Here is a 23,478-nt window from a genome sequence, read left to right on the forward strand (position 1 = left end):
AATCTACATAACTCTGCTTTGCTTTTTCTCCAATTTGGCAATGAATTCTTGGGCTTTCACGTCAACAATATGTTTGCTAAAAGGTTTTCAAAACCGAACACATATACCTCTTAATCGAGCATTCACCACCTGCAACTGTTAAGTTTCTGTGCTTCCCTGCTCAACATTCTGCTCTCAGACATAGTACTCCACTTCAGTAGCTTTCTAATGACTACGCTTTAGTTAGGGAAAAGTCGACGATGGTTATGTCAGTGATTTGTCCCGTCTCATCCTTACTTTTTCTACCCACTCCGGATCGTATCGGCCCCTGGGTTTCTCAATAAGAATGGAAAAGACATACCCATTCGACTAATACCAATGTATTTTTCCGTCATCCAAATTGATCGGCAGGAAAAATAAACCGGCAGCTTGGGGTGTTTGTTTCCCCAAACTGCCGGTTAACCGATTTTCGGATTTATTTAAAATGTACAACACTTTTTCCCAAACTCATGTTGTTCTCCAAAAGGTTTGAAAAAAACAATTGATTAAATCGAGGCATACCAAGGGGTATTTTCACAAAAGTTGCTACGGCATCTTCATTTAATTTGAAAATAGTTGTTAAATTCTTTCTAAAGTTTGCAAAAGGTTGATTTTTTCCTTAAAGTTCGAAAAAGCTTTTGAAAATTTTATAATGTTAGAAAACGGATGCATCTTCCAGAAGGACCAACATAATCGATCATAAAGTATGAAAATGGTGTCGGATATTAATTATCCGGCTCCTTTTCATTTGTGAAAAAGTGTTAGCACAGCCTTGCAATTCCCGGCGCGGTGGCTTCATAAAAAAAGCCGGATTCAGTTTTTAACGAAATCGACTTTTTCTTTTATGCAGTCATCCAACTTCTAGGGTTATGAATGCGCGTGATTCTTCCTTTACCTTGAATGCACTTCCAGTTTTTGCTGCTGTCATTATAATATGCTAACTCCAGAGTGCAAAATTCCCATTCCATTTGGCGTGGGTAGTGCCGATCTTTTACTTTTATTTCTCCTTTGTAGGAATTTCTTAATTTGCGATAGTAGCTCCAAAACTTAATAAACAGCTAAAGTTATACATAAAAATTAAGCTAATGTTTCAAGACAGGCAGGTCGCCACCTACCCTGGAAATACGAAAGTCAAGGAGCTCCTGAGAGATATTGGGCATGTAATTTTATTGTTGGGGAATATTATAAACACTATTACAATTTATCCTCAGAGGCATGGCGCTTATGAAAAAGTTAGTTTTATTAATCCTTGTTATTGGATTGTTTTGCCAAATGGATATTACAAAAGCAAGTTTTCAATCAAAGAAACCGTTACTAATCCCAGAGGATGTTTTATCTCTTCAAGTAAACGGTTTATACGGTCGTTCTCGTTTCTTTAATGAACGTGATGGGTATGAGGAAGTAACCATCAATAAGGTTATTAAATGGTTTAATACATCAAACCTTTCCGTTGGACCAACTGAATTAGAGCTTAATCCCCCCCCTACTCTCCCCAATTTAAAAATAAAAATGAAAAACGGAAATGTTTCTGTTATTGAACCTGCATATAATTGTTTATCTGCATCCAAAACAAAGATATGCACGCTAGCGGAAGGCGAGGTTATATATACCTGGAATAATAAAAAGGTTCGATTGCAATCCAGAGAACTGTTCGACTGGCTATTAGTCGGGTGGAAATATGAAAGTGTAGGAGCTTCTAAAGAAGAGCTGCTTGAAGAGACCTTATACTCCAGATACTATCCTTATTTCGATAAAACTTACTCGGATTTTATCATGTGTCCCCGAATAGATAAAATTGAAAGAATAAATGGGGATACAAGAAGACATATTGTTCGCGTAAGTGCGTTAAATTATAGTGCACATCATGGTGATATTCCCTACGATAGAATCCATATTACGTTGAGTGATACTTCAGAAAATGGTGTTAAAATAATTAATGTTGAGATACAAAAAGGTATTTCTGTAACAGAAAGTCGTAAACAATGTAGAAGAGAAAACTAAAAACCTGTTGAGCTAAGGGGAACCAAAATGAAAGGGAAATTGTTCGCGTTGCTTGTTATCTGCCTTCTGGTCTACGGCTTCGCTGTTGTTGCTGAATCGTCCCCATCTAAAGCATTCCGAAGCAACTCTAATGCGCAAGTGTTTAGATTAACTTCAAACGATGTTCAAACAGCCTATGTAAAATGGGGTGAATTTTGCTGGACGCTGAAAAGTGAAGAAATTGATTCGTTTATCATCATGTTACGAAAAGTGAGGAAGGAAGACATCAAACCATATCATGGTCCTTTTCCAAAAGGAGGACCATTTCAAGTAAGCTTAACAATGAAATCAAATGAACATTTCACTTTCACGGTTGGTGTTGGCGGACAGGGGTATGTCCTTTTCTCCCCACGCGAAAAGGTCTATCTTCCGGGATTTAATGAATTTAAGAACCCATTTATCGAACGAAGAGCCAATGAAGCTAAGAATAACAAGCCGGCGCCATGATCGAGTTTAAAAGGAAGTTAATAGGAGTCCATCGAATGAGCGATTGACTTGACCGTGACGCCCATCTGGGAAACCGATTCCTCATCTGCGTGCTAATTTCCGCTACCATCGGATCGTAAGCGATTGGCTAGGTTATGTACCCAACTCTCATGCTCTTCTCCATCCCAGCTATAACTTTCAAAAGCGGTCGGTCGCTGAATATCCAACTTAACATACCTTCTTTCAATAATTTTTATATCCCCTTTAATTTTAGATCGAACATTTGCTTTTAGGATCTTACAAAAAAACGAAGCGTTAAAATACCGCTTCGTTTTTTTGTAAACAATCTTTATGATTTTGAATAAAGCTTTTTCAAACTCTGTGATCGAAAATAATCTTTTTCAAACTTTATCGAAACAGCAGATCTTGGAACCCACTAAGATTTCAGTGGTTTGGAAATTATTTTAGCGCTATTATCAACAAAACCCAGTCGTGGCGTACGTTTAACTAGCTTAAATTTCCAAACTTTATTTTCACTTTTGCAAACCTCTTGAAGGATTACACTAACTTTGAAACAAATCCAAATATTTATGAAATATCACACTCTCTCTTCCCATCTCTCTATTACCTCATTTACCTTACGAGCACTTATTAGGTCGGGTATTTTTGTATACGTATACACATCAAATCCTTATTTTGACTGAAGTTATACACGATATGATATAAACGTATACATATACATAAAGATCAAATTGTGCGAAGGAAATGGGAGTCTCGGCATTCGTAAGTCGGTGACAGCGCACTAATGCCACTCTTTTAGACTTTAAAATCCATAGATTGATAGTATATAGCAAAGGTATTAATAGAGAAAATTTAGGAATGCCGTGTCCAAAAAAAGTCAAATAACTTAATAAAGGAATAGACCATATGTCAGCTATTAGCAGCATACTGAATGATGCTTTTATTACTGCATGAGAGGCAAGCAATGAAGGCAAAAGCAAAAAAAAAGATAACAACCAAATATTGAATGTCTCCGGGATCTGTGCGAAACCAAAAAATCAAAAATACGGACAGAACAATTCCTAAAATTGATCCAATAATGCCCAAGACCCTTCCTCTCGTTCCCACGAGATTCCCCTCCAACTATTGTGTGGTAATGAAATGGTAGACACCGACCAAAATTAATAGACATATTACAACAACGAATCCAATCAGAAAATTCTTTAGCATTGTCCCTTCACCTCATTACCATGATAATCCATTTTAAGTAGTGAGAACTACAAGTAAGTAAATTAAAGGGGACCGGTGGAAATCAATAGGTAAAAGACAGGTAATTCTCCTTGCCCACTAGTAATCACCTAAATATTACACACTATGTATAACTGGGTCTGCCTAATGACCCTACGGAAGGATTTCCCTTACAGGCTATTGAATATTATTAGCTATTATAAAGGGGGATAGCCAATGAAGCTAAGCTTACGAATCAAATTATAAAGGGATTAAAGAATTATCTTTAGACATTGAGAACATCAGTCAAGAACCTATAGTTTCCACGCCACTTTTACGGATGTTACCGATGCAGAAGCAGAAATGCATGGCATTAGAAGTCGTATCGGAAGAAAACCGCCTCGGCGGTTCTTCGTTAGCCTAACGAGGATAATTTGATTTTGTGCTTAAAGTAATACCACAACGAACTAAAAGCGATTACAAGATGTAACAGATAAGGTGAGTATTCAATATATCTTTCTGGAATTCTTGCCATTTGGTCTATTATTAAAAACCCCCAAGTCAACTGATACAAGAAATTAAGTAAAAATATGGGCTTTCGTATACGATACCAATCGTTTGAGTATATAGCGATCCCCAAAAAGATTTGAATAAGGCACCAGATTAAACCATACTCCGCCGACTCTACACCCCAAAAAAACTGTAATATCGGTGGGAAATATAATATCCCCATTGCTGTAGTTGCCCGCCCGGTAGCCGGTAAAAATTTATCTGCTTTTATTTGAATCCCTCCTTATTCATCTTACTTTATTCCCTCCTATAGTGTCCGATAGGAATCTTTAGTCTATGGTTATAATCTGCCATTCACCACTTTTATCTTTTTCAAAATAGAATGTATAGCCCATTTCCTTTGTGTCATCACCTTGTTTTTTACCTCCCACTTGCACTAGAGTGCGCCCATTTTCTTCGTATGCTTTATCAACATCCGTGAAATTTACGGGATTGTCTAAGAGATAGTCATGCTCGGTACCGACATCCGGACCGAGCGTCTTATGGAACGCTTCTACATTCTTAGCGACGATCGCCTCAACTGATGCTTTGAGCTTTTCTTTTATGGCATTATCAATCAGCGGATCTTTAATCTCATCCCATTTGACGTTATCGCTACTGGAGAGTGTAGATCTGTTATCTGTTTCTGTTATGGAACCTGTATCCGAAGTGGCAGATTCTGCGGTATTATGGGATATTCCTGGTTCTTGATTTCCACAAGCCGCTAATAATGTTGCCGAAAATATTAGGGTAGCAATGCTTAATGTAACTTTCATAAGTACACTTCCCCTTTTTGTTTTACTACTATTTACTTTCACATAAATCTAGACATACCCATTCGACTAATACCAATGTATTTTTCCGTCATCCAAATTGATCGGCAGGAAAAATAAACCGGCAGCTTGGGGGTGTTTCCCCAAACTGCCGGTTAACCGATTTTCGGATTTATTTAAAATGTACAACACTTTTTCCCAAACTCAACTTGCTTATTTACACTCGTCTTCTTCTCTTCCATCTCTGTGTATGACCACGCTCTAATTACGAGCACTTGCTGTACCCGCAGTTGCCGCAAGTTTTGCAGCCCTCGATATTGATCAGCGCCGCGGCCCCGCAGGACGGGCACAGGTCTACCGATGCCTTCGGCGCATCATGGCTGTGCGAGTGAGTGCCGCCATGGTCCGCCGTCTCCGGTGCCAGCGTGGCCGCTACCGGAGCAGGCTCCGGATGGTCTTCGTCGATACCGCTCTGCACGTGGGCTTCCAGCGCTTTGGCGACTGCGTCAGCGATCGATTCCACGCGGTTGACGCCAAAGCCGATCGCGCCAGATCCGCCGATGCCCTTCAGGTGCTTGATGAGCAGCTCCACCTTGTGTCCATGGTCGCCGTAGCGGAGGAACAGGGAGCAGACGCGGCCCAGTGCTTCCGCCATGGCAAACACGTCGGAGCCTGCCTTGCCCACGTTCAGGAAGATCTCGCTCGGGATGCCGTCGAGGTCGTTGATCGTAATGTACGCCATGCCGAACGGCGTATTGATCTTATAGGTTGCGCCGCGCAGCACCTGCGGCCGGCGCTTGTACTGCTTATCCACTACGGAGCTCTGGCTGCTTGCTGCGGCTACCTGGGCACCCGCCTGCTCTGCGGCGGCCGGCACGGCAGCCTCGGGGGCAGCTGTTTCCGCAGCCGGAGCGGCCTTCGCTTCGCTCTTGTCTTCCTTCTTCTCCGTTTGCAGCACCTGCACGTCGCGGCTGCCGTCACGGTAGATCGTCACGCCTTTACAGCCAAGATCGAACGCCAGCTCATACAGCCGCTTCGTTTCTTCAACCGTGAAATCTGCCGGGCAGTTCGCAGTCTTCGAGATGGAACTATCCACCCACCGCTGAATGGCGGCCTGCGCGCGGATATGATCTTCCGCCGTCAGATCCATCGCCGTCACGAAGTAATCCGGCAGTTCTTCGCCCGGATGGGCGTCCAGCCAGTCCTGCGCGATCGGTACAAACTGTTCGTCGAAGCCGAGTCGGCTCTGACGGAAGTATTTAAACGCGAAGTACGGCTCGATACCGGTCGACGTGCCGACCATGGTTCCCGTGCTGCCGGTTGGCGCCTGGGTAATGACGGTCACGTTGCGCATGCCCTTCTCACGGATGGCTTCGCCGACTTCCGGGAACGCCTCGGTCATATTTTTCATAAATCCGCTCTGCAAATACGGATCCGCGTCAAACGCCAGGAACGAGCCTTTCTCGGCCGCAATGTCGGCCGATGCCAGGTACGCTTCGCGGGCGATAAATCCGTACAACTTGTCGAGGAACTCGAGCGATTCCGGACTCCCGTACCGGATGTTCAGCTTGATCATCAGCTCCGCCAGCCCCATCGAACCGAGTCCGATCCGGCGCTCCTTCTTCTGGTTTTTCTCGTTTTCTTCGAAATGGTATGGCGTCGTGTCGATGACGTTATCCAGGAAACGCACGGAGTAGCGTGTCACCGTCGCCAGTTCGTCCCAAGCCACGTCGTGCTTCTCTTCATCATAGAACTTGGACAGATTCATCGCGGACAGGTTGCAGACGCCCCATGACGGAAGCCCCTGCTCGCCGCACGGATTCGTGCAGATGATCGGGTTGAAATACCAGCTGTTGGACATCTGGTTGTAGTATTCCATAAAGACAACGCCCGGCTCGGCCGATTTCCACGCCGATTCGATAATGGTATGCCAGATTTCGCTCGCCTTCACCGTCCGGTACGGAATGACGGCATGGCCGCCCTGCTTCCATTTCTCAAGGTCGCCGTCCCACAGCTCGTCGTAATCGGGATCCGTCGTATCCGGGAATACCAGCTCCCAGTCCAGGTCCTCCTTGACCGCCTTCATGAAATCATTGCTGACACAGACGGAAAGGTTGGCGTTCGTCACCTGTCCCATCGTCTGCTTGACTGTAATAAAATCGAGCACGTCCGGGTGCCAGTCGTTGATCATGAGCATCAGGGCGCCGCGCCGGCTGCCGCCCTGCTCGATCAGGCCGGTCGTGTAGCTGAACAGCCCGCCCCAAGATACCGCACCGCTCGAGGATCCGTTGACGCCTTTGACCACGGATCTGCGCGGACGGAGCGAGGACAGGTTGATGCCGACCCCGCCGCCCCGCGCCATAATTTCGGTCATCTCGGACAGCGTCGCCATGATACCGCCGCGGCTGTCCTTCGGCGAAGGAATGACGTAACAGTTAAACAGCGTCAGCTCGTCACTGGCACCCGCTCCGGCGGCGATCCGCCCGCCCGGAACGAGCTTCCAGTCTTCCAGAATGTAGCGGAACTTCTCTTTCCACTCGGCTTGCAGCTCCGGCGTAGGCTCCGCCGAAGCCATGGCTCCGGCCAGCCGGTCCCACATTTCCTCAGGCGTCTTCTCGATGTTCAGCGTCAGCTTCTCGACGTCCGTCTCCACCAGCTCGCCGCGGCGTGTTTTTACCGTCGCCCGTTTCCCCTCTCGCGATACGATTTCGCCGACTTCCTTCGTCGGAAACTTGGGATCATCCTTCGTCAGTACAAGTACGACGTCCCCTACTTTGGCGTGATTCGGGTCCGGGTCCTTCCATGCATACCGGTCCAAAAAGATTTTTTCGCTTAACCCCTCAAGCTTCTGTTTGCTTTGAACTTGATTCACTGTTCCATTCTCCTCCCATGACTGGTTCTGCCGAACGTATCGGCTCCGGTTCCGATCAGCGGATGGTATCGGTCTGCCGACTGCGTTAAAAGTGCCGGTTCACTTCCGGGAAAGTCCTGTATGTAGCCGAGTTCCTTCCATTCTATAAACGAAATAACCCCATTTAAAACGCAAATCCGCTCGTCATGTACAATATATTGTGTGCATTGATGATTATACTATACCACATATTGTTACTCCACGCCTTAATCCTGAAATTTAGACCATGAAAGCTCTTCACTCTGGGACAACCTTTGCTTTTCTCCGCCAATCTCACTTTTTTGCTCCGGTTCCTTTGAAAAAAGTTGTGAAAAACAGGTGGATGCCTTCATCCATACGGAGGTTATGAACTCTCCGGTTTACGTGCATACTACTGTTACGCGAGATTACGAACCTATGAAGGAGGTACAAGGCTTGAAAACTTCTCATCTCGGTAGCGGGGCGCAGGCCGGGGACCTTCCCGTTCCCCTCAATATTGACCGCAGCTGGCTGGATAACCTGGAATCCCGCCTGGACAAAGGTGGCCCCTGGGGAGACTTCCGGCTGTTCCAGCTGGCCGTTCAGGGCGAAGAAGCACGGCTTGTGACGAGCTTTGACGAGCTGCAGTGTGTGAAGCATTTGCAGGACCTGTCCCCCCTTCCCCATCAGATCGACACGGCGCGGAGAGTGCTGTTTGAGATGTCCGGAAGAGCCATTCTGGCCGATGAGGTCGGACTGGGCAAGACGATCGAAGCGGGACTCATTTTAAAAGAATACATGGTGCGCGGGCTGGTATCCAAAGTGCTGATTCTGGTGCCCGCCTCCCTGGTGCTTCAGTGGGTCCGCGAGCTGAACAGCAAATTCGGCATCCCGGCAGTCGCGCAGAAAAAGGCGTATTCCTGGCATTCCGACGTCGTCGTCGCCTCCATGGATACCGCCAAGCGCGAGCCTCACAAGGACATGCTGATGGAGCAGGAATACGACATGCTCATTATCGACGAGGCGCACAAGTTAAAGAATAAGAAAACGACGAACTATCAATTTATCCAGAAGCTGCGGAAAAAGTACTGCCTGCTGCTGACCGCGACGCCGGTTCAAAACGATATGAGCGAGCTCTTCAACCTCATTACGCTGCTGAAGCCCGGCCAGCTCGGGCGGCAGGGGGATTTTGCGGCCAACTTCGTCGTCGGCAAGCGGCAGGCCAAGAACGAAGACCAGCTCCGGGACGAGCTGGCCAAGGTGATGATCCGCAACCGGCGCGGCGAAGGCCCGGTGCAGTTCACCAAGCGGACGGTACGCAACGTCAGCCTGCAGCTCTCTCCTGAGGAGCAGGCGCTGTACGACGGTGTGACTTCTTTTGTCAAGAACCAGTACAAAGCGTCCGGTGGCAACCTCAGCAGCATGCTGTCCCTGGTCACACTGCAGCGTGAAGTGTGCAGCAGCCGGGACGCGGTGTTCCTGACCCTCGTGAACCTGTCCAAGAAGATTCCGGACGACTCTCCGCTCACCGCCGAGGTGTGGGAGCTGGTGAACGCGATCCGGAACATCAAGGCGAACACCAAGGCCGAAAAGACGATCGAGCTGATCAAGGACATGAACGAAAAGGTCATCGTGTTTACGGAATACCGGGCGACCCAGGAATACCTGCTGCAGTATTTTCAAAAGCACGGCTTGTCCTGTGTACCGTACCGCGGCGGAATGAACCGGGGCAAAAAAGACTGGATGATGGACCTGTTCCGCGGACGTGCCCAGGTCATGATCGCCACCGAAGCCGGCGGCGAGGGCATCAACCTGCAGTTCTGCCACCATATGATCAATTTTGACCTGCCGTGGAACCCGATGCGGGTGGAGCAGCGGATTGGCCGCGTGCACCGGCTCGGGCAGCAGAACGACGTGAAGATCTACAACCTGTCCACCACCGGAACGATCGAGGAGCATATCCTGAACCTGCTGCACGAAAAGATCAACATGTTCGAGACGGTCATCGGCGGCCTGGATGTCATTCTGGAGCGTTTCGAGAAACAGGAATCGTTTGAGAAAAGCCTCTACAAGCTGTTCCTCGAGTCCGAGTCGGATGAGGAAATCCGCAGCAAGGTCAGCTCGCTCGGGCAGTCGCTTGACCTGATCAAGCGCGAAATCGAATACGAAGATGCGGAAACCGTCATTGAGGAGGAAGCTTGATGAGCCTGTCCCCGCAGGAAGTCCAGAAGCAAGTGTTAACCTATCTGGAGACGACCGAATGCAGCATTATCGAGAAGTCTCCCTATCACGTGACCGTCAAGCTGTCACCGCAGGCGGACAAACAGCTGACCAACCGCCCCTACTACTGGGGCTTTATCGAACGGACGGGGGCGGAGCCGGAGACACTCTCCTACACTTTCGTCTTTGACCCGGACCAATATAACGAACAGACCGCCAAAACCCCGCCGCCCTCTGCGCCGCCCCAGCCGCAGGACAGCATTCTTTCTAGATATTTCGGGGTGAATCCGGCGGGACCGCGGATCGGCCCGGGGCGGATTCCCCGTGAAGACGTCACGTACGGAAGCAGCCGGCTGCAGCAAATTTGGGCCGTAGCCCGTCAGGAGGGCTCCTGCGTGTACTTGTTCGAGCAGCCGGGCCCTTTGCAGCGGGAGACGCTGTTCTCCGCCCCCTACGAACCGTGGCTGGGCGTCTGTTTCAAGGTCGAGATGACGTGTGACGTGAAGAAAGAAGCGCTCCACTTCATCGGCATTTCGTTGGTGACCGGGCAGATCGACCCGCAGTTTGCCCGGCGTCTGGAGACGCTTCAGCTCGGGCCGCGGCTGCCCGAGAACATCCATATCCAGCCGGGAAGCCTCTCGCTCGCGGGCGCGGCCAATCTGCTGGAGAAGCATATGAAGGATCACCTGGCGGGCGAGGATTATGCCTGGGCGGAAGCCGCCAGGGAGCGCCTAAGGGAAGAGCTCGCGGTGATCGACATGTATTACGAAGACCTCCTGAAGGAAACCGAGGAGGAGAAGCTAACGGCCATCCGGGAGCAATACGACAACCGGCGCAGCGAAATGACATGGCAGTATGAACCCAAGGTGAACCTGTCCGCCATAACCTGCGGTCTGTTTCACTTAAGATCCATCCGTCTGTGAGCATTTGACCTCCCTCGCTAAAAGAAGGCAAAAAAAGACCCATGCCAGCGCTCCAAAGCCCGACACCTTGCAACAGCCTTTTTACAGCTTGTCCGCTACAATGATGTCAATAAAGCTCTGAAATCGAGGAGGGTGAATATGGTGAGGATGGTATCTCTCGCTTTAAAAGTGACGGCGTTGACCTGTGCCGTCAGCTGTGCCTGGGGTCCCGCGGTCCCGCAATCGGCCGCAGCGGCCGGCATCTCTGCCGCCAAGGCTGCAAGCCCAGCGCGGGCAGCCTTGCTTCGGATCGCAGCAGGCTCGGACATGCAGGCGGTGCCCGCGCCGCTGGAGAGCTTTGCCGGCTCCGTCGTCCGCGAGTTGTCCACGCAGTCGGAGTTCCAGCAGTGGGACGGCGCAACCATCGTTTATTATCCGCTGGGACCCGGCACCCACAGCTGGCTTGCGATCGTTGCGAGGGACGGCAAGCAGCTGGGATATTTAATATTCACCGCCAGGGAAGAAGGCGGATATATGCTCAGCGAGTACGGCGGCGGTCCGGCCATCCCTTACAGCAGCGATGCGCTCCATGACCGGCTGGCTGAGGATGGCCTTATTCCCGATCAACCCGGCCTCCCCGCAAACGTTCAAATCCAAGCTCAATATTCGGCGATGCTTCCGGTTTGGAAAGTGACCCTGCCCGGCAAGCCGGCGATGCACATCAATGCGCTGACCTTGGAGCTTCTGCCGGCAAATGCTGTTTCCTCCAGCACCTCTACCGCAGCCAGGACGGCAGTCGTTACCAATCAGAACGGTCTCCGGCTCGAAGCATCGTCTACCGTTGCGAAGAAAGGTGGCGGCGACCCTTATGACGACCTGCTCTGGATGACGTCACCCCGGCTGAACATCCGCCGCGGAGACGATCTGCTGAAAGCAGTCGCATCCGGTGGCAGCCTGATCTTCACCGCTCCCGGCCGTAACGCCTCCTATGGGGCGCCGTTTGCGGTAAGCGGGGTTCATACATGGTCCCCGGCCGCAAGCGCTCCTGCGGTCAGCTACGCGGCCACAGGACGTGCCGGAACCCGGTACCTTCCCGTCTCCATGCTGATGGCTGCCGGAGAATTCCATGCCCGCCCTAGAGCCTCTTCATGACCCTCTTTTCCCGCTCTTATCGCGCTTCATCCCAAAAAAACGCGAACCCGTATGGAGTACGAGGTCCGCGTTTTTCATTTTCAGTCATGAAGATTCCGCGTCTTGACTTTTCGCCGCTTGGGATGGCGTTTGTTAGCGGTCCGGCCTCCCCATTGGGACAGTCCGAACGGGATCATGCCGAACCATTTGACTGTCCATGGCTCTTTATATTTTTGCTTCCTTCGTTCTTCCTTGGGTGTCTCCATGTAGCTGACGACGCGCTCCGTAATGTATTTTACAAGTTCATCTCCACTGGCCATTTCCATTCCCCCCATTAGCCAAATTACAGCTCTGCCATGCTCTTAGTTTGCACAGAGATTCCGTGATCTAAACGGAGGAAAGCGAACGATGCATTTTTTACCGTTTATTGCACATTCTAACTTCGATATCAATTTTACGCCCAAATCCCGTTTCGAAAGGACGGCCATCCTTTATGCCTATCAAAAGCTTGATCGCCGCCATCCTCCTGATCCCGGCAATCCTGTGTGCAGACGGTTCTTCCGTTTGGGCTGCATCCCCCGCCGGCAAAATCGCGAACGCCTATCCGGAGCATCCGGCTTTTCCGCATGAAGTCATCATCGTGGATGCAGGACATGGAGGTGTCGATGGGGGGACTTCATTTCAGAACATTCTGGAAAAGGACATTAATCTCGCGATTGCCCAGAAGCTGTTTATGCTGCTGCGCAGCCAAGGGTACGACGCGGTTTTAAACCGGACGGCCGATTACGCCCTCAGCGACGACAATCACTGGCTCCGCAGTTCCTCACGCCATAAACGCGATCTGGCGCAGCGCAAGGAGTTAAGCCATCAACTGCCGACCTTGATCGTCGTGAGCCTTCACGTCAATTGGGGCCGCAACACTTCAAAGAACGGGGCGCTTGTGCTCCACCAGAACGAAGGGCGCAGCGCCCTGCTTGCGGACAGCATCCAGCAGCAGCTCAACCCGCTGTACCAGACGAAGGGAAGTATCCGGCTGGGAAGCCCGTTTTACCTGTTGAACCAGGTCAAAGATCCTGCGGTCATCGTTGAGACCGGATTTCTCAGCAATGCGGCAGACCGGGCGATGCTGTGCAACCGGCGCGGGCAGCTGAAGATCGCCCAGGCCATAGCGAACGGAATCAATTATTATTTGACGGCAATATAGGAGCCGGCTTCCAATCCCAGATATCCCGGACCAGATCGCTGATGCCTACAAAGGATACGGAATTCTGCATACCGGCTACACTTTGGCGGATGGCCTCCGCCGTCTTTTTGCCTTGCACACCGACATGCCCGATCGTTACGCAGTTCTGATGTTCGTTCGCCCACGTTTCAACGGCTTTCATTTGTTTGCTGACATGGCTGACGGTGTGCCGATCGTCCAGAAATATGTTATTCGCCACAGGAGGCATTCCCATCTGAACGGCCAGCTTGCCGACAACGGAATGGTAATTGGTTTTGCTGTCCACGAAGAACAACCCGCGTTCGCGGCAAACCTCCAGCACGATGGCCATGATCCGCTCGTCTCCGGTGATTTTTGAACCCATATGATTGTTCATACCGACCGCATACGGCACGTTGTCGATAGCCTCCTCCACCCGTTTGCGAATCTCCTCATTGCTCATATTGGAGGTGATGGCGCCGGGACCCAGCCACTTTGGATTGCCCTGCTTGGGCTCCATCGGCATATGGACAATGACGTCGTGCCCTTGTTTATGAGCTAGCTCCGCGTCGGTTTTACTGGTAGGAAGAAACGGCATGATGGCCACGGTCAGTTTAATCGGCATGGACAGCATTTCATCGGTCCCCCCTTGCCCGTTCCCGAAGTCGTCAATGATGATCGCAACTTTTTTAGCCGGCTTCATGTCACTTTGCTGCTGGTCTGCCGCCGGCAGCTCTGCTTGCTCGTTGATCACCCGCTCCGTATGCAGTGAGCGTTCGCCATCCGCGAAGGCGGTTTGACCGGAAAGCGCAACCGTAAGCGCCAGCCCTGCAGCCACGATAGTACGCCAGCCATGATGCAACTTATTGAAAGATGATGTACTCAAGCAACTTCCTCCTTTACTCGGTAGCTCCACGATGTGCTTTCATTGTTTGAGGAAGTTGGAGGAATTATGTATAGCAAAAATCCCCGTTGAGACCCTCTCAAAGGAGTACGGTGAACAACAGATAACACAAAAAGGCGTCCCCGCTGTTTCAAACGGGAACGCCTTATGTATGTATGCGGTCGAGAGGACTCGAACCTCCACGGGGGGTTAGCCCACACGGACCTGAACCGTGCGCGTCTGCCAATTCCGCCACGACCGCAAATCGGTCGGTCACTCTTTGAAAGATTCAATCTTTCGCGGCGACAAGATAGATCATACCATGCTGGACAAGTATAGTCAATACTTTTTTTGAAAAAGTTTAATCTCCCCTTCATTCTGAGGAATTTCCAGTTCCTATCTATTGAATAATCCAAGCATTTGCGGGTAAAATAAGAACATAAGTTCGTACAGGTGGTGATAAGGATGGCGGCACCCGGCATGACGTCGGAAGAAGCATCGCTGATTAAGAGTTACCTGCTCCTGATTTTTATTCATAAAGTTTTCGAACGGGACATTCGGATTATGGAGGAGAGCGGTGTGTTCAAGACACCCCAGCTGTATTCGGAACTGATCGTGAACGGCGACAGGCAGGCCGGCACGCTGCTCGCCGAAGTCAAGCGGGAAATGAGAAGACGTAAGATCCGGATCCTTCGCATCGCACAGGACGATGCCGGGGTCAGGGCGGAATATTCCTGCAGGGGCTATACCGACGAAATGAATATCCTCTGGCCGGCTTTTCGCAACGAGATGCTCGTTCGGATGAGAGTTTATCTGGGGCTTGATCCGTTTTCTCCCGAAGATCGTTCTCTCCTTCCCGCATCTTCTTTTACTCATCCTATGGACCATCCCGCTGCTCCCTATTTTCAGGAAGGCTCAAGACCATAAGAGCCGCCTGGAATTCCCAGATATTAACCACAGGGAACCAGACGGCTCTGCTATTATTCCAGAGGGCTTTGACGCGGAGCGCTCACAGGCTGGAACAAGTAGTTCCGGTCCAGCTTGACCACTTTGCGGTTGCGGCGGCGAATCAGCACTTGGCTGCCGTCCCAAGCCACAACAATCCCGGTTACATCATTGCTTTCGATGCCGTCGCGAACCACCCGAACCTGTTCTCCGGACTGGCGGTACGCATCCAATTCCTCATCGCTGATCATGTGCAATCCTCCTTTTACTGCTGAAGCAATCTCTTCATGTAATGAACATGGATAAGTATATGCCTTTCCCGCATATCTTACAATGGAGCCGGGGTGTACCAACCTTTATTCACGAAGACAGAGCGGGTTCAAAGGAATTTTCAATTATATTCAGCCTGTATTATTAAGAAAGGACCAGCAGCCATTGGGCCGCTGATCCTGAATGTGTTGGTATAAAGGTGTGTATTAATCAACTGAACCTCTCCGTGACGTTCAGCAATTAACGTTGTGCGTGTTCTTTACTGTCGTTCTTCTCGTACCAATAATCGAGCACCGTCGACGACATCACTCGTTTTTCCAGATATTCAACTTGATGAGGGGTAAACAATTCCTTCCAGGAGAAGTCTAGCTCATCACACATGCCCACGATGGTCAGCAGTTCTGACCAGGCCACGTAGCGTTTATACCAAAAAAACTGAGGATGCTCCATAATATAGGGATAGAGGTCATCGAATTCGGTATGCTTGCAGTCAAGCGCTCTTTCAAAGTGATCCTTTGCTTTGGCCAATTTATCAATGAAATACTGTTCGGTTACCGGTTCTTTCCCCATTGTGCTGCCTCCCCTCATGATCATCTAATACATATTATAAGCCAAAAGACGGCCGGTTGAAAGAAATTGTTTCGATTTATCCGCGGAAAATGCAGCGAAACGGGCTTTCATCCCAGGCTTATTCCGCAAAAGTGATGACGCCGCCTTCGAGCGACTGGATTCGGACAAGCGGCTCAATGCTTATGCCCTGCTCACGGATGGTCCGGGCCCCTGCCTGAAAGCACTTCTCTACGACGACACCAAGGCCGACCAGTTCGGCGCCGGAGCGTTCGATAATTTTGATAAGTCCCCGCGCGGCATCCCCGTTTGCAATGATGTCATCGATAAAGAGCACTTTATCCTGCTCGCTGATATAATGACGCGACAGCATAATATCCGTCACGATCCCTTTGGTAAACGAAGGAACCCGTTCGCAAAGAGCGTCCGGATCCGCCAGCAGCGTCTTCTTGCGGCGGGCGAACACCAGCGGCACGCCAAGCTCGTAAGCCGTCGCAAAGGCCACCGCAATCCCGGACGACTCCACGGTAACGACCCGGGTCACGCCGGCTTCGGCAAACCGGGAAGCAAACTCTTTTCCCATCTCCATCGTCAGCTCCGGATCCACCTGGTGATTAAGCAGACCGTCCAAGTTCAGCACCTGCTCCGAAACGATCACGCCTTCTTGTAAAATTCGTTCTTTTAACTTATCCATTTCAATAGCCCCCTACGCCGTTCCTTTGACGTAAAAGTAACATATCTTGGGCTCCCACTTCAAGGGGAAACTCCATACATAACCACAAATGTCATTGTTTCTTCCATCGAAGCAAACCAATGGCCGCTCCGAACGCAAGTATGACCGCAAGCAGCCCGACCCAGACTGTGGCGTGAGTCATCCTCCCGGCAATTTCGTTCCAATGATATCCAACGGCATGTCCGATCAGCATAAACGTGGTGCACCACAAAGCGGCGCCTGCTCCTGAATACACGACATAGGCCCTGACAGGAAGTTTCGTCGTCCCCGCGATATACGAAGATAAATGCCGGAGTCCCGGCACAAAGTAGCCGACGATAATGCTGAGCGATCCATAACGCCTGAACCACTTCTCCGTTGAAGCCAGCCGCTCCGGAGTCATTCTTACCCATTTTCCATACCGGTGAAGCAGGGGTTCCCCGACCAGGCGTCCAAGAGAATAGCTGATCATCATACCGGTCATGCTTCCCAGAAAAGTGACGGCCAGCGCAACGGCAAAGTTGAACTCTCCCCTCGCGGCCATTCCCCCGAAAGCGACGATCAGCGTTTCGTCAGGCACCGGAATGCCCAGAATGCCCAGCGCCAGCAAAAAATACATCGCGGCATACCCGTAATGGGCAATGTAAAAGGTAATTCCAGCCATACAAAGCCTCGCTTTCCTAGCGGTGTTTCTTTTAGTCCATTTGAACGAAGACGGTGACGGGAACCCCCCTTAATGACTGCGTTCATGCGGCATGGACAGGTTCCAGTCATGTCCTACCTCTAATCATCATAACCTGTAGTACAGGCAGGACACAAACCGGACTGCCTGGAGCAGGGAGGAGAACGATGAAGAACGGGATCAGGGTACTTCAAATTGCTTTTACATATATCGGAACCATTGTGGGTGCAGGCTTTGCGACCGGACAGGAGATCCTGCAGTTTTTTACCCAATACGGCAAATGGGCGACGCTGACGATTCTGCTGTCCACCGCCCTGTTTATTTGGCTGGGGACCAAGATGATGCTCATTTCTCGGCGGATATCGGCCAAGTCATATGAGGACCTGAACAAGCATTTGTTCGGGGTAAAAGCCGGGGGAGTCATCAGCATCGTGATGCTGTTCGTGCTTATCGGCGTGAACAGCATTATGCTGGCAGGTGCCGGTTCCGTGTTCGTCGAGCACCTCAACCTTCATTATCAGACAGGCCTCCTGGTGACCTTGATCGGATCGTATATTATACTTAACCGGGGCATGAACGCCATTATGCAGATGAACAGCATCGTCGTTCCGTTGATGCTAACCTTGTCACTTGTAATTATTTTCAACACGATCCGGATGCCGGGTGCGGACAGCTTTCTCCGGATTACGACCGACCATCATTATACGTCCGTATGGATCTCCCCACTGCTGTATGCGTCCTTCAATCTCGTCATGGCTCAGGCGGTGCTGGTACCCCTCGGGAGCAAGACGGAAAGCCATGCCGTGGTCAAATGGGGAGGCATCCTCGGAGGCGTCGGCGTCGGGTTTATGCTGCTGGCCGCCCATATGGCCATGTCCGCACATATGCCGGGCATCCGGCAGTATGAGATCCCCATGGGCAGTATCGCCAACAATCTGGGCACCGTCGTGCAGCTGATTTATGTGATGCTAATTTTTCTTGAAATTTTCAGTACCTTCGTCGCCGACCTCTACGGGGTCAGCCTCCAGCTTCAGCAGCACATCCATCTGCCGCCGAAGCTGCTTATCGCTTGCATCATGTTCATTTGCTTTCTGCTGAGCCAGATCGGATTCAGCTCCCTGCTGTCCGTGCTGTATCCTTTTTTCGGTGCGATGAGCCTGCTGTGGGTCGTTAAGCTGATGTTCAAATCCAAATGACCGCACCCTTATACAAAATGAGGCAGGAGCTGATTCCCTCAGCACCTGCCTCTTTGAGTTGAACGGCTGACCCGCCGCTACACCTTTTGATAAGATATATAAATTTTTTTCAGTTCATTCACCGCATGCGTCAGCGAATATTGGCTCTTTGCTTTATCCCAGGCCGTACGGGCGAGGTCGTAGCGGTACATCGGGTCGGTGATGACCTTCTCAAGCGCCTCGCAGAGCGCGATCGGATCCTCCGGCGGCACCAGCAGGCCGTTCACTCCGTCTTCGATCTGTTCCGGAATTCCGCCCACATCGGTCCCGACCAGGGCCAGGCAGCTGAGCGCCGCTTCCGCAAAAACCGAACCGAAAGCTTCCGCCCTGGAAGGCAGCACGAATATATCGAAAAACGGCATAAACTCTTCCGGATGCAGTGTGTATCCATAGAAAATGGTTTCGTTATAGATTCCAAGCTCTTTGGCCAGGCTCTCGAGCTCCGTGCGGAACGGTCCGTCTCCGATGATGTGCAGCACGTAGTCATGCCCCTTCTTCTTAAGCTCCGCACAGGCCTTCAGCAGAATATCCAGCCCTTTGGCGGGGACCAGGCGGCAGACCGTAATCAGCTGCGGTACCTCGTTCTCGTGTGGAACCGGCTTGAACCGCTTTTCATCAAAACCATTCGGTATGACGCCGATCTTCTCCGGATAGTCCACATAGTCCGACAAATAGCCGGCGAACGACCGAGAAACCGTCAGCATGCGCTGGCTCTTCTGCTCCAGCTCGCGGTACAGCGATACCAGAAACCGGTGCTCCGGTCCCCCGCTCTTAATGCGTCCGTTCAATATTAATTCCCGTTCATAACTGGAGTGAATGGTCTGAATTAACGGCGTATCGGGGAAAACCTGCTTGGCGGCCAGCCCGGCGATGGGATGGTGCGCATGGATCAGGTCATACGGCTTCTGGATCCGCAGACGCGTCCACCACAAGTAATCCTTGTACGTCTGAATATATTTTTGAACGACAGGGGAATCGGCGAACTCGGTCCAATCGAAGGTGTCGAACACAACCTCTTCATTCCCCTTGTTGCGGATCCGTTTAGGAAGCCAGAACAGCTCCATATCCCATCTTGATGATTGGAATCGCTCCTGCATATACGGAATCATGGAGGATACTCCGCCCGGCTGTTCGGGTGGGAAAAAGAGGGCCTGTAACAATCTCATAATGGGAAAATCACCCCTTTCTGTAGGTCTCTTAGCATTTCGGCATCTTGTAAATTATGATATATTAGAACATATGTTTCAGTAAAGCAAAACCGCTGATCCAAAGAATATTCAATAGAGCAGGAGAATGATCCATGCCCTACTCTTCATTCTTATCCCCCATTGTACCGGGGATTGCCGCCGCATCAGGTTTATATATCATACTCATCATGCTGCTGATTTGTCTCACGATGTACGGCAGGCAGCGCAAAAAAGCCTATCTCTACATGGTGGCGGCCTTCCTGTTCATTATGGCATACGAAGGGGTGAACATCCATTTCGCCTTCTCCGGAGCGCCGAGGCAAGGGAGTTATCCGGAAGCGGCCGATTGGCTGCAGGCCTTCTCCTTCCTCCTCCTGAACTTTGCCGTGTATCAGTTGTACCACCGCATGAACCGCAGGCTGCGGGCGCTCCTGATCGTGATGTCGCTCCTGTATACCGTGCCGCTCCTGTCTCACGGCTTTCTGAAAGGGACCGGAGGCTGGCAGGCGGGTTATATAGACCTGTGCCAATTGGGCACTGTAATGATAGGGCTAACCGGTATGGCGCCGCGGGTCGGCCAGCGCAAGAAATATACCGCCGGATTGGCCGTATATTTCATCTACATTTCGGTCCATCTGCTGAACCGCCTTATCCCCCTGGAAAAGACTTGGATTCCGGCCATCTGGATCTGGCTGCCGCTCTTGTTTTACACGCTCCTCTTCTTTATTTTGTTTACACGGATCGTGGAGCAAATGCAGTCGATCTACCGCTCATCCATTACCGACGGCTTGACCAATCTGTATAACCGCCGCTTCTTTACGAGGCAGCTGAATCGTTACGTGGATCAAGGGCTGAAGGTCTCGCTGATCTTCTGCGACATCGATAATTTCAAGAAGCTGAACGACACCGAAGGGCATGCCAGAGCGGATCAAGTGCTGAAGCAGGTTGCCGCCATTATCGAGGAGGAAGTCGACGAAGCGGGCCTGGCCGGGCGGTATGGGGGCGAGGAGCTGGTAGCCCTCATCGTGGATAAAAGGGCCAAAGTCAACCGGATCGCCGAGCAAATCCGGGCCCGGGTCGAAACCGAGACGATCGTGACCCTAAGCGTTGGATACAGCGTCCTTCGTGCAGGCATAAACGCCGGCACGCTCATTTCGCAGGCGGATCAGGCGATGTACCGGTCGAAGACGACAGGCAAAAATAAAGTGACCGCATACCGGTCCGCCAATCCGCCGGCAGCCGTCGGTACAGCCCCTTCGGCGGATAGTGCCAATACATAGAAACCGCATCCATGATGATGTTGAATAAAGGAGTATGTAACGAATGGGTAAACAGGATCTCCCCACAGCTTTTGTCAGACAGATGGAATCCCTGCTGGGAAGCGATACCGAAGCATTTCTTGACAGCTACGAGCGGCCGAGAACGCATGGGCTGAGGTTCAACGGTTTAAAGCTTGCGGACGTGCCGCAGCTGAAGGAGGCCGTCATCCGGGAGTACGGCTTGACCCCGGTTCCTTGGTGCAGCACCGGCTATTACTACGGGGAGAACGTCCGGCCCGGCAAGCATCCGTACCACACCGCCGGTTTATATTACATCCAGGAGCCGTCGGCCATGTCGGCAGTGGAACTGCTCGACCCGCAGCCCGGCGAGACGATCTTGGACCTTGCCGCAGCGCCGGGCGGCAAGAGCACGCATATCGCCTCGAAAATGAAGGGCGAAGGGCTGCTCGTCTCGAACGAAATCCACCCGGAACGGGCGAAGATTTTGGCCGAGAACATCGAGCGTATGGGCGTTACAAACGCTGTGGTTACAAGCGCGGCGCCGGACGAGCTGTCGCGGCGTTTTCCGCAGGCTTTTGACCGGATCATGCTGGACGCCCCCTGCTCGGGCGAAGGCATGTTCCGCAAGGACTCCGGGGCGATCGCGGAATGGACGCCGCAGCTGGTCGAGCTGTGCGCCGCCCGGCAGTGGGATATTCTGCAGGAGGCTTATGCCATGCTGAAGCCTGGCGGTACGATGGCATATTCGACCTGCACGTTTAACCGCAGCGAAAATGAAGACATGATGGAGCGCTTTACGGCTCATTATGCCGACATGGAAATCATCGACATGAAGCGGCTCTGGCCGCATCGCGAGGCGGGGGAAGGGCATTTTGTCGCCCTCCTCCAGAAACGGGGAGAAGCCGGCGGGCACACCTGGGAAGCCTCGCCAAGCGAACGGCAGCGGCCGCGCAAAAAAGGCCGAAGCGGAAACGGCAAGCCAGGAGCCGGCCTTCAGGACGCCCAGTCCGCCTTGAAGGTGTTCCAGGCCTGGGCGGCAGAGGAGCTGCCGGATTTCGCACTGCCGGCAGGTTCGCCGATTCTGTTCGGCGAATCGCTGTACCTGCTTCCAGGCGGGGAGCTGCTGCAGGAACAGCAGCTCCAGGGCCTGAAAGTGCCGCGGGCGGGCCTCCACCTGGCCCACCTCAAGAAAAACCGGATCGAGCCGGCGCATGCGCTCGCCATGGCTCTCTCACACCAGCAGGCGGCCAAGCGCATCACGCTGGCCGCGGTGGACCCGCAGGCCTACGCCTACCTGCGGGGCGAGACCCTTCAGGTCGATGTCTCCCTGAAGGGCTGGGTGCTCGCGGCCGTGGACGGACTGCCGCTCGGCTGGGGCAAAGCCAGCGGCGGGCAGCTGAAAAACCATCTGCCCAAGGGCCTGCGGCAGCACTAGCACCCGCCGCTTTAGCCGCTGCCCGCTGGCTGCCAAATAACAAAGAGCCTTCCTGCGCCCAGCTTGTACCCCGCTGGAGCCGTAGGAAGGCTCGTTTTTTCATTACGACAAGCAGTATTTCAGCAGCGCCGCATGCACGCCGTCCTCATTGTTCGATGCGGTTACTTCATTGGCAGCGGCCTTGACCTCCAGCGGCGAGTTATCCATCGCCACGCCCAGGCCCGCATAGGTCAGCATCGTAATGTCGTTATAATAATTGCCGATCGCCAGGACCTCCTCCTGCCGGAAGCCGCGCCGCTCGGCGAGCTGCTTCAGGGCGTTCCCTTTGGAGGCTTCCGGGTGCATCAGGTCGACGAAATATTCGCCGCTGCGCAAGATGTTAAATTCAGGCGTCCACGCCCCGATGTCCTGATGTACACGGTCCATCGTGTCCGGCTGCCCAAACGCCGTGACCTTGACGATCGGCTCCTGCAGGTCATGCAGTGGCGGCAGGACTGACGGCAGCATCAGATAGTTTTCATACATGCTGCGTACTTCCACGGCCAGTCCCTCAACGTCGTCGACAAACATTTGAAACGCCGTATTGACGTCAAAATGCACGCCCTCCTTCCGGAAGTAGTCCAGGTAAGGTACGATCGCCTTGGTATCCATCGCGTATTGGTGAACCACTTCCCGGGTATCCACCTTCACTGTAGCTGCCCCGTTATGGCTGATGACGTAGCCGGAGAGCCCCATTTGTTCCATAAACGGTATGGAATTTTGCGGTCCTCTCCCGGTGCACAGCACGATTTCGGCGCCTTGGCGTGCGGCCTCCTGAATCGTCTTCTGCGTCTGTTCGCTCACTTCATGCTCGTCATTGAGCAGTGTGCCGTCGACATCCAGCGCAATCAGTTTGTATTTCATGCTCCATCCATCCTTTGCAGTAA

General features: G+C 51.6%; 20 protein-coding genes and 1 tRNA gene. 10 read left to right on the forward strand and 11 right to left on the reverse strand.

Translation table 11 applies throughout. The features are described from left to right. The first annotated feature begins 1,242 nt into the window (after positions 1-1,242). Entirely contained in the window at positions 1,243-2,019 is a 777-nt protein-coding gene (locus tag FHS19_RS17245) for a hypothetical protein (protein ID WP_183583121.1), read from the forward strand. A gap of 27 nt (positions 2,020-2,046) precedes the next feature. Continuing rightward, positions 2,047-2,505: a hypothetical protein gene (locus tag FHS19_RS17250; protein WP_183583122.1), complete on the forward strand. Its 459-nt coding sequence runs from the start codon at positions 2,047-2,049 to the stop codon at positions 2,503-2,505. Between the two features lie 2,045 nt (positions 2,506-4,550). Here the strand turns inward: FHS19_RS17250 and FHS19_RS17255 are convergent. Beyond that, positions 4,551-5,036: a hypothetical protein gene (locus FHS19_RS17255; protein WP_183583123.1), complete on the reverse strand. Its 486-nt coding sequence runs from the start codon at positions 5,034-5,036 to the stop codon at positions 4,551-4,553. A 262-nt stretch (positions 5,037-5,298) separates the two neighbouring features. Beyond that, on the reverse strand, positions 5,299-7,905 hold the full coding sequence (locus FHS19_RS17260) for an adenosylcobalamin-dependent ribonucleoside-diphosphate reductase (RefSeq protein WP_183583124.1): 2,607 nt from the start codon (positions 7,903-7,905) through the stop codon (positions 5,299-5,301). 453 nt (positions 7,906-8,358) lie between these two features. On the opposite strand from FHS19_RS17260, the gene FHS19_RS17265 reads away from it, so the two are divergent. The 3 genes from FHS19_RS17265 to FHS19_RS17275 all read left to right on the forward strand — a co-directional run bounded on the left by FHS19_RS17265 (position 8,359) and on the right by FHS19_RS17275 (position 12,176). Beyond that, entirely contained in the window at positions 8,359-10,104 is a 1,746-nt protein-coding gene (locus FHS19_RS17265; protein ID WP_376771915.1) for a DEAD/DEAH box helicase, read from the forward strand. Next, positions 10,104-11,045, forward strand: coding sequence for a YqhG family protein (locus tag FHS19_RS17270; RefSeq protein ID WP_183583126.1), 942 nt, complete (start codon positions 10,104-10,106; stop codon positions 11,043-11,045). The genes FHS19_RS17265 and FHS19_RS17270 overlap by 1 nt, the downstream gene beginning before the upstream one ends. A 138-nt stretch (positions 11,046-11,183) precedes the next feature. Continuing rightward, positions 11,184-12,176, forward strand: coding sequence for a hypothetical protein (locus FHS19_RS17275; protein ID WP_183583127.1), 993 nt, complete (start codon positions 11,184-11,186; stop codon positions 12,174-12,176). 80 nt (positions 12,177-12,256) lie between these two features. On the opposite strand, the gene FHS19_RS17280 is transcribed toward FHS19_RS17275, so the two are convergent. Then, positions 12,257-12,475 (reverse strand): YqzE family protein, encoded by a 219-nt coding sequence (locus FHS19_RS17280; protein WP_183583128.1) that lies wholly within the window; start codon positions 12,473-12,475, stop codon positions 12,257-12,259. A gap of 173 nt (positions 12,476-12,648) precedes the next feature. On the opposite strand from FHS19_RS17280, the gene FHS19_RS17285 reads away from it, so the two are divergent. After that, complete coding sequence (locus FHS19_RS17285) at positions 12,649-13,359, forward strand: N-acetylmuramoyl-L-alanine amidase (protein ID WP_183583129.1); 711 nt, start codon at positions 12,649-12,651, stop codon at positions 13,357-13,359. Here FHS19_RS17285 and FHS19_RS17290 read toward each other — a convergent pair. Continuing rightward, positions 13,334-14,242 (reverse strand): divergent polysaccharide deacetylase family protein, encoded by a 909-nt coding sequence (locus FHS19_RS17290; RefSeq protein WP_246426673.1) that lies wholly within the window; start codon positions 14,240-14,242, stop codon positions 13,334-13,336. The two genes, FHS19_RS17285 and FHS19_RS17290, sit on opposite strands and share 26 nt — an antisense overlap. Before the next feature lie 174 nt (positions 14,243-14,416). Next, positions 14,417-14,501: transfer RNA gene (locus tag FHS19_RS17295), tRNA-Leu, on the reverse strand. 203 nt (positions 14,502-14,704) lie between these two features. Here FHS19_RS17295 and FHS19_RS17300 point away from each other — a divergent pair. Further along, on the forward strand, positions 14,705-15,166 hold the full coding sequence (locus FHS19_RS17300; protein ID WP_183583130.1) for a YhjD family protein: 462 nt from the start codon (positions 14,705-14,707) through the stop codon (positions 15,164-15,166). Between the two features lie 53 nt (positions 15,167-15,219). Here FHS19_RS17300 and FHS19_RS17305 read toward each other — a convergent pair whose 3' ends face one another. The 4 genes from FHS19_RS17305 to FHS19_RS17320 form a co-directional block, all read right to left on the reverse strand. Next, positions 15,220-15,435: a hypothetical protein gene (locus FHS19_RS17305; protein WP_183583131.1), complete on the reverse strand. Its 216-nt coding sequence runs from the start codon at positions 15,433-15,435 to the stop codon at positions 15,220-15,222. A 259-nt stretch (positions 15,436-15,694) separates the two neighbouring features. Beyond that, on the reverse strand, positions 15,695-16,024 hold the full coding sequence (locus tag FHS19_RS17310; protein WP_183583132.1) for a hypothetical protein: 330 nt from the start codon (positions 16,022-16,024) through the stop codon (positions 15,695-15,697). Between the two features lie 118 nt (positions 16,025-16,142). Continuing rightward, positions 16,143-16,715, reverse strand: a complete 573-nt coding sequence (locus tag FHS19_RS17315) for a xanthine phosphoribosyltransferase (protein ID WP_183583133.1) — start codon at positions 16,713-16,715, stop codon at positions 16,143-16,145. A 91-nt stretch (positions 16,716-16,806) separates the two neighbouring features. After that, the gene (locus tag FHS19_RS17320; protein WP_183583134.1) at positions 16,807-17,397 is read right to left on the reverse strand and encodes a DedA family protein; all 591 of its coding nucleotides are present in this window, start codon (positions 17,395-17,397) and stop codon (positions 16,807-16,809) included. A 185-nt stretch (positions 17,398-17,582) separates the two neighbouring features. On the opposite strand from FHS19_RS17320, the gene FHS19_RS17325 reads away from it, so the two are divergent. Continuing rightward, the gene (locus FHS19_RS17325) at positions 17,583-18,611 is read left to right on the forward strand and encodes a YkvI family membrane protein (RefSeq protein WP_183583135.1); all 1,029 of its coding nucleotides are present in this window, start codon (positions 17,583-17,585) and stop codon (positions 18,609-18,611) included. A 77-nt stretch (positions 18,612-18,688) separates the two neighbouring features. Here FHS19_RS17325 and FHS19_RS17330 read toward each other — a convergent pair whose 3' ends face one another. Next, positions 18,689-19,816 carry a glycosyltransferase family 4 protein gene (locus FHS19_RS17330; protein WP_183583136.1) on the reverse strand — a complete coding sequence of 376 codons (1,128 nt, stop codon included), beginning with the start codon at positions 19,814-19,816 and terminating at the stop codon, positions 18,689-18,691. A 134-nt stretch (positions 19,817-19,950) separates the two neighbouring features. Here FHS19_RS17330 and FHS19_RS17335 point away from each other — a divergent pair, with 134 nt between their 5' ends. Next, the gene (locus FHS19_RS17335) at positions 19,951-21,117 is read left to right on the forward strand and encodes a GGDEF domain-containing protein (protein ID WP_183583137.1); all 1,167 of its coding nucleotides are present in this window, start codon (positions 19,951-19,953) and stop codon (positions 21,115-21,117) included. A gap of 43 nt (positions 21,118-21,160) precedes the next feature. Then, complete coding sequence (locus FHS19_RS17340; protein WP_183583138.1) at positions 21,161-22,552, forward strand: RsmB/NOP family class I SAM-dependent RNA methyltransferase; 1,392 nt, start codon at positions 21,161-21,163, stop codon at positions 22,550-22,552. A gap of 102 nt (positions 22,553-22,654) precedes the next feature. Here FHS19_RS17340 and FHS19_RS17345 read toward each other — a convergent pair whose 3' ends face one another. After that, on the reverse strand, positions 22,655-23,455 hold the full coding sequence (locus FHS19_RS17345) for a Cof-type HAD-IIB family hydrolase (protein WP_183583139.1): 801 nt from the start codon (positions 23,453-23,455) through the stop codon (positions 22,655-22,657). Between the last annotated feature and the right edge of the window lie 23 nt (positions 23,456-23,478).

It is taken from the genome of Paenibacillus rhizosphaerae, assembly GCF_014192015.1.
Classification (GTDB): Bacteria; Bacillota; Bacilli; order Paenibacillales; family Paenibacillaceae; genus Paenibacillus_AQ; species Paenibacillus_AQ rhizosphaerae.

Excerpts from the sequence above, each read along its gene's own strand:
- FHS19_RS17305 (WP_183583131.1), bottom strand. The coding sequence starts at position 15,435 with ATGATCAGCGATGAGGAATTGGATGCGTACCGCCAGTCCGGAGAACAG.
- FHS19_RS17245 (WP_183583121.1), top strand. The coding sequence starts at position 1,243 with ATGAAAAAGTTAGTTTTATTAATCCTTGTTATTGGATTGTTTTGCCAA.
- FHS19_RS17330 (WP_183583136.1), bottom strand. The coding sequence starts at position 19,816 with ATGAGATTGTTACAGGCCCTCTTTTTCCCACCCGAACAGCCGGGCGGA.
- FHS19_RS17270 (WP_183583126.1), top strand. The coding sequence starts at position 10,104 with ATGAGCCTGTCCCCGCAGGAAGTCCAGAAGCAAGTGTTAACCTATCTG.
- FHS19_RS17285 (WP_183583129.1), top strand. The coding sequence starts at position 12,649 with ATGCCTATCAAAAGCTTGATCGCCGCCATCCTCCTGATCCCGGCAATC.
- FHS19_RS17300 (WP_183583130.1), top strand. The coding sequence starts at position 14,705 with ATGGCGGCACCCGGCATGACGTCGGAAGAAGCATCGCTGATTAAGAGT.
- FHS19_RS17280 (WP_183583128.1), bottom strand. The coding sequence starts at position 12,475 with ATGGCCAGTGGAGATGAACTTGTAAAATACATTACGGAGCGCGTCGTC.
- FHS19_RS17345 (WP_183583139.1), bottom strand. The coding sequence starts at position 23,455 with ATGAAATACAAACTGATTGCGCTGGATGTCGACGGCACACTGCTCAAT.
- FHS19_RS17275 (WP_183583127.1), top strand. The coding sequence starts at position 11,184 with ATGGTGAGGATGGTATCTCTCGCTTTAAAAGTGACGGCGTTGACCTGT.
- FHS19_RS17315 (WP_183583133.1), bottom strand. The coding sequence starts at position 16,715 with ATGGATAAGTTAAAAGAACGAATTTTACAAGAAGGCGTGATCGTTTCG.
- FHS19_RS17320 (WP_183583134.1), bottom strand. The coding sequence starts at position 17,397 with ATGGCTGGAATTACCTTTTACATTGCCCATTACGGGTATGCCGCGATG.
- FHS19_RS17325 (WP_183583135.1), top strand. The coding sequence starts at position 17,583 with ATGAAGAACGGGATCAGGGTACTTCAAATTGCTTTTACATATATCGGA.
- FHS19_RS17340 (WP_183583138.1), top strand. The coding sequence starts at position 21,161 with ATGGGTAAACAGGATCTCCCCACAGCTTTTGTCAGACAGATGGAATCC.
- FHS19_RS17250 (WP_183583122.1), top strand. The coding sequence starts at position 2,047 with ATGAAAGGGAAATTGTTCGCGTTGCTTGTTATCTGCCTTCTGGTCTAC.
- FHS19_RS17310 (WP_183583132.1), bottom strand. The coding sequence starts at position 16,024 with ATGGGGAAAGAACCGGTAACCGAACAGTATTTCATTGATAAATTGGCC.
- FHS19_RS17255 (WP_183583123.1), bottom strand. The coding sequence starts at position 5,036 with ATGAAAGTTACATTAAGCATTGCTACCCTAATATTTTCGGCAACATTA.
- FHS19_RS17335 (WP_183583137.1), top strand. The coding sequence starts at position 19,951 with ATGCCCTACTCTTCATTCTTATCCCCCATTGTACCGGGGATTGCCGCC.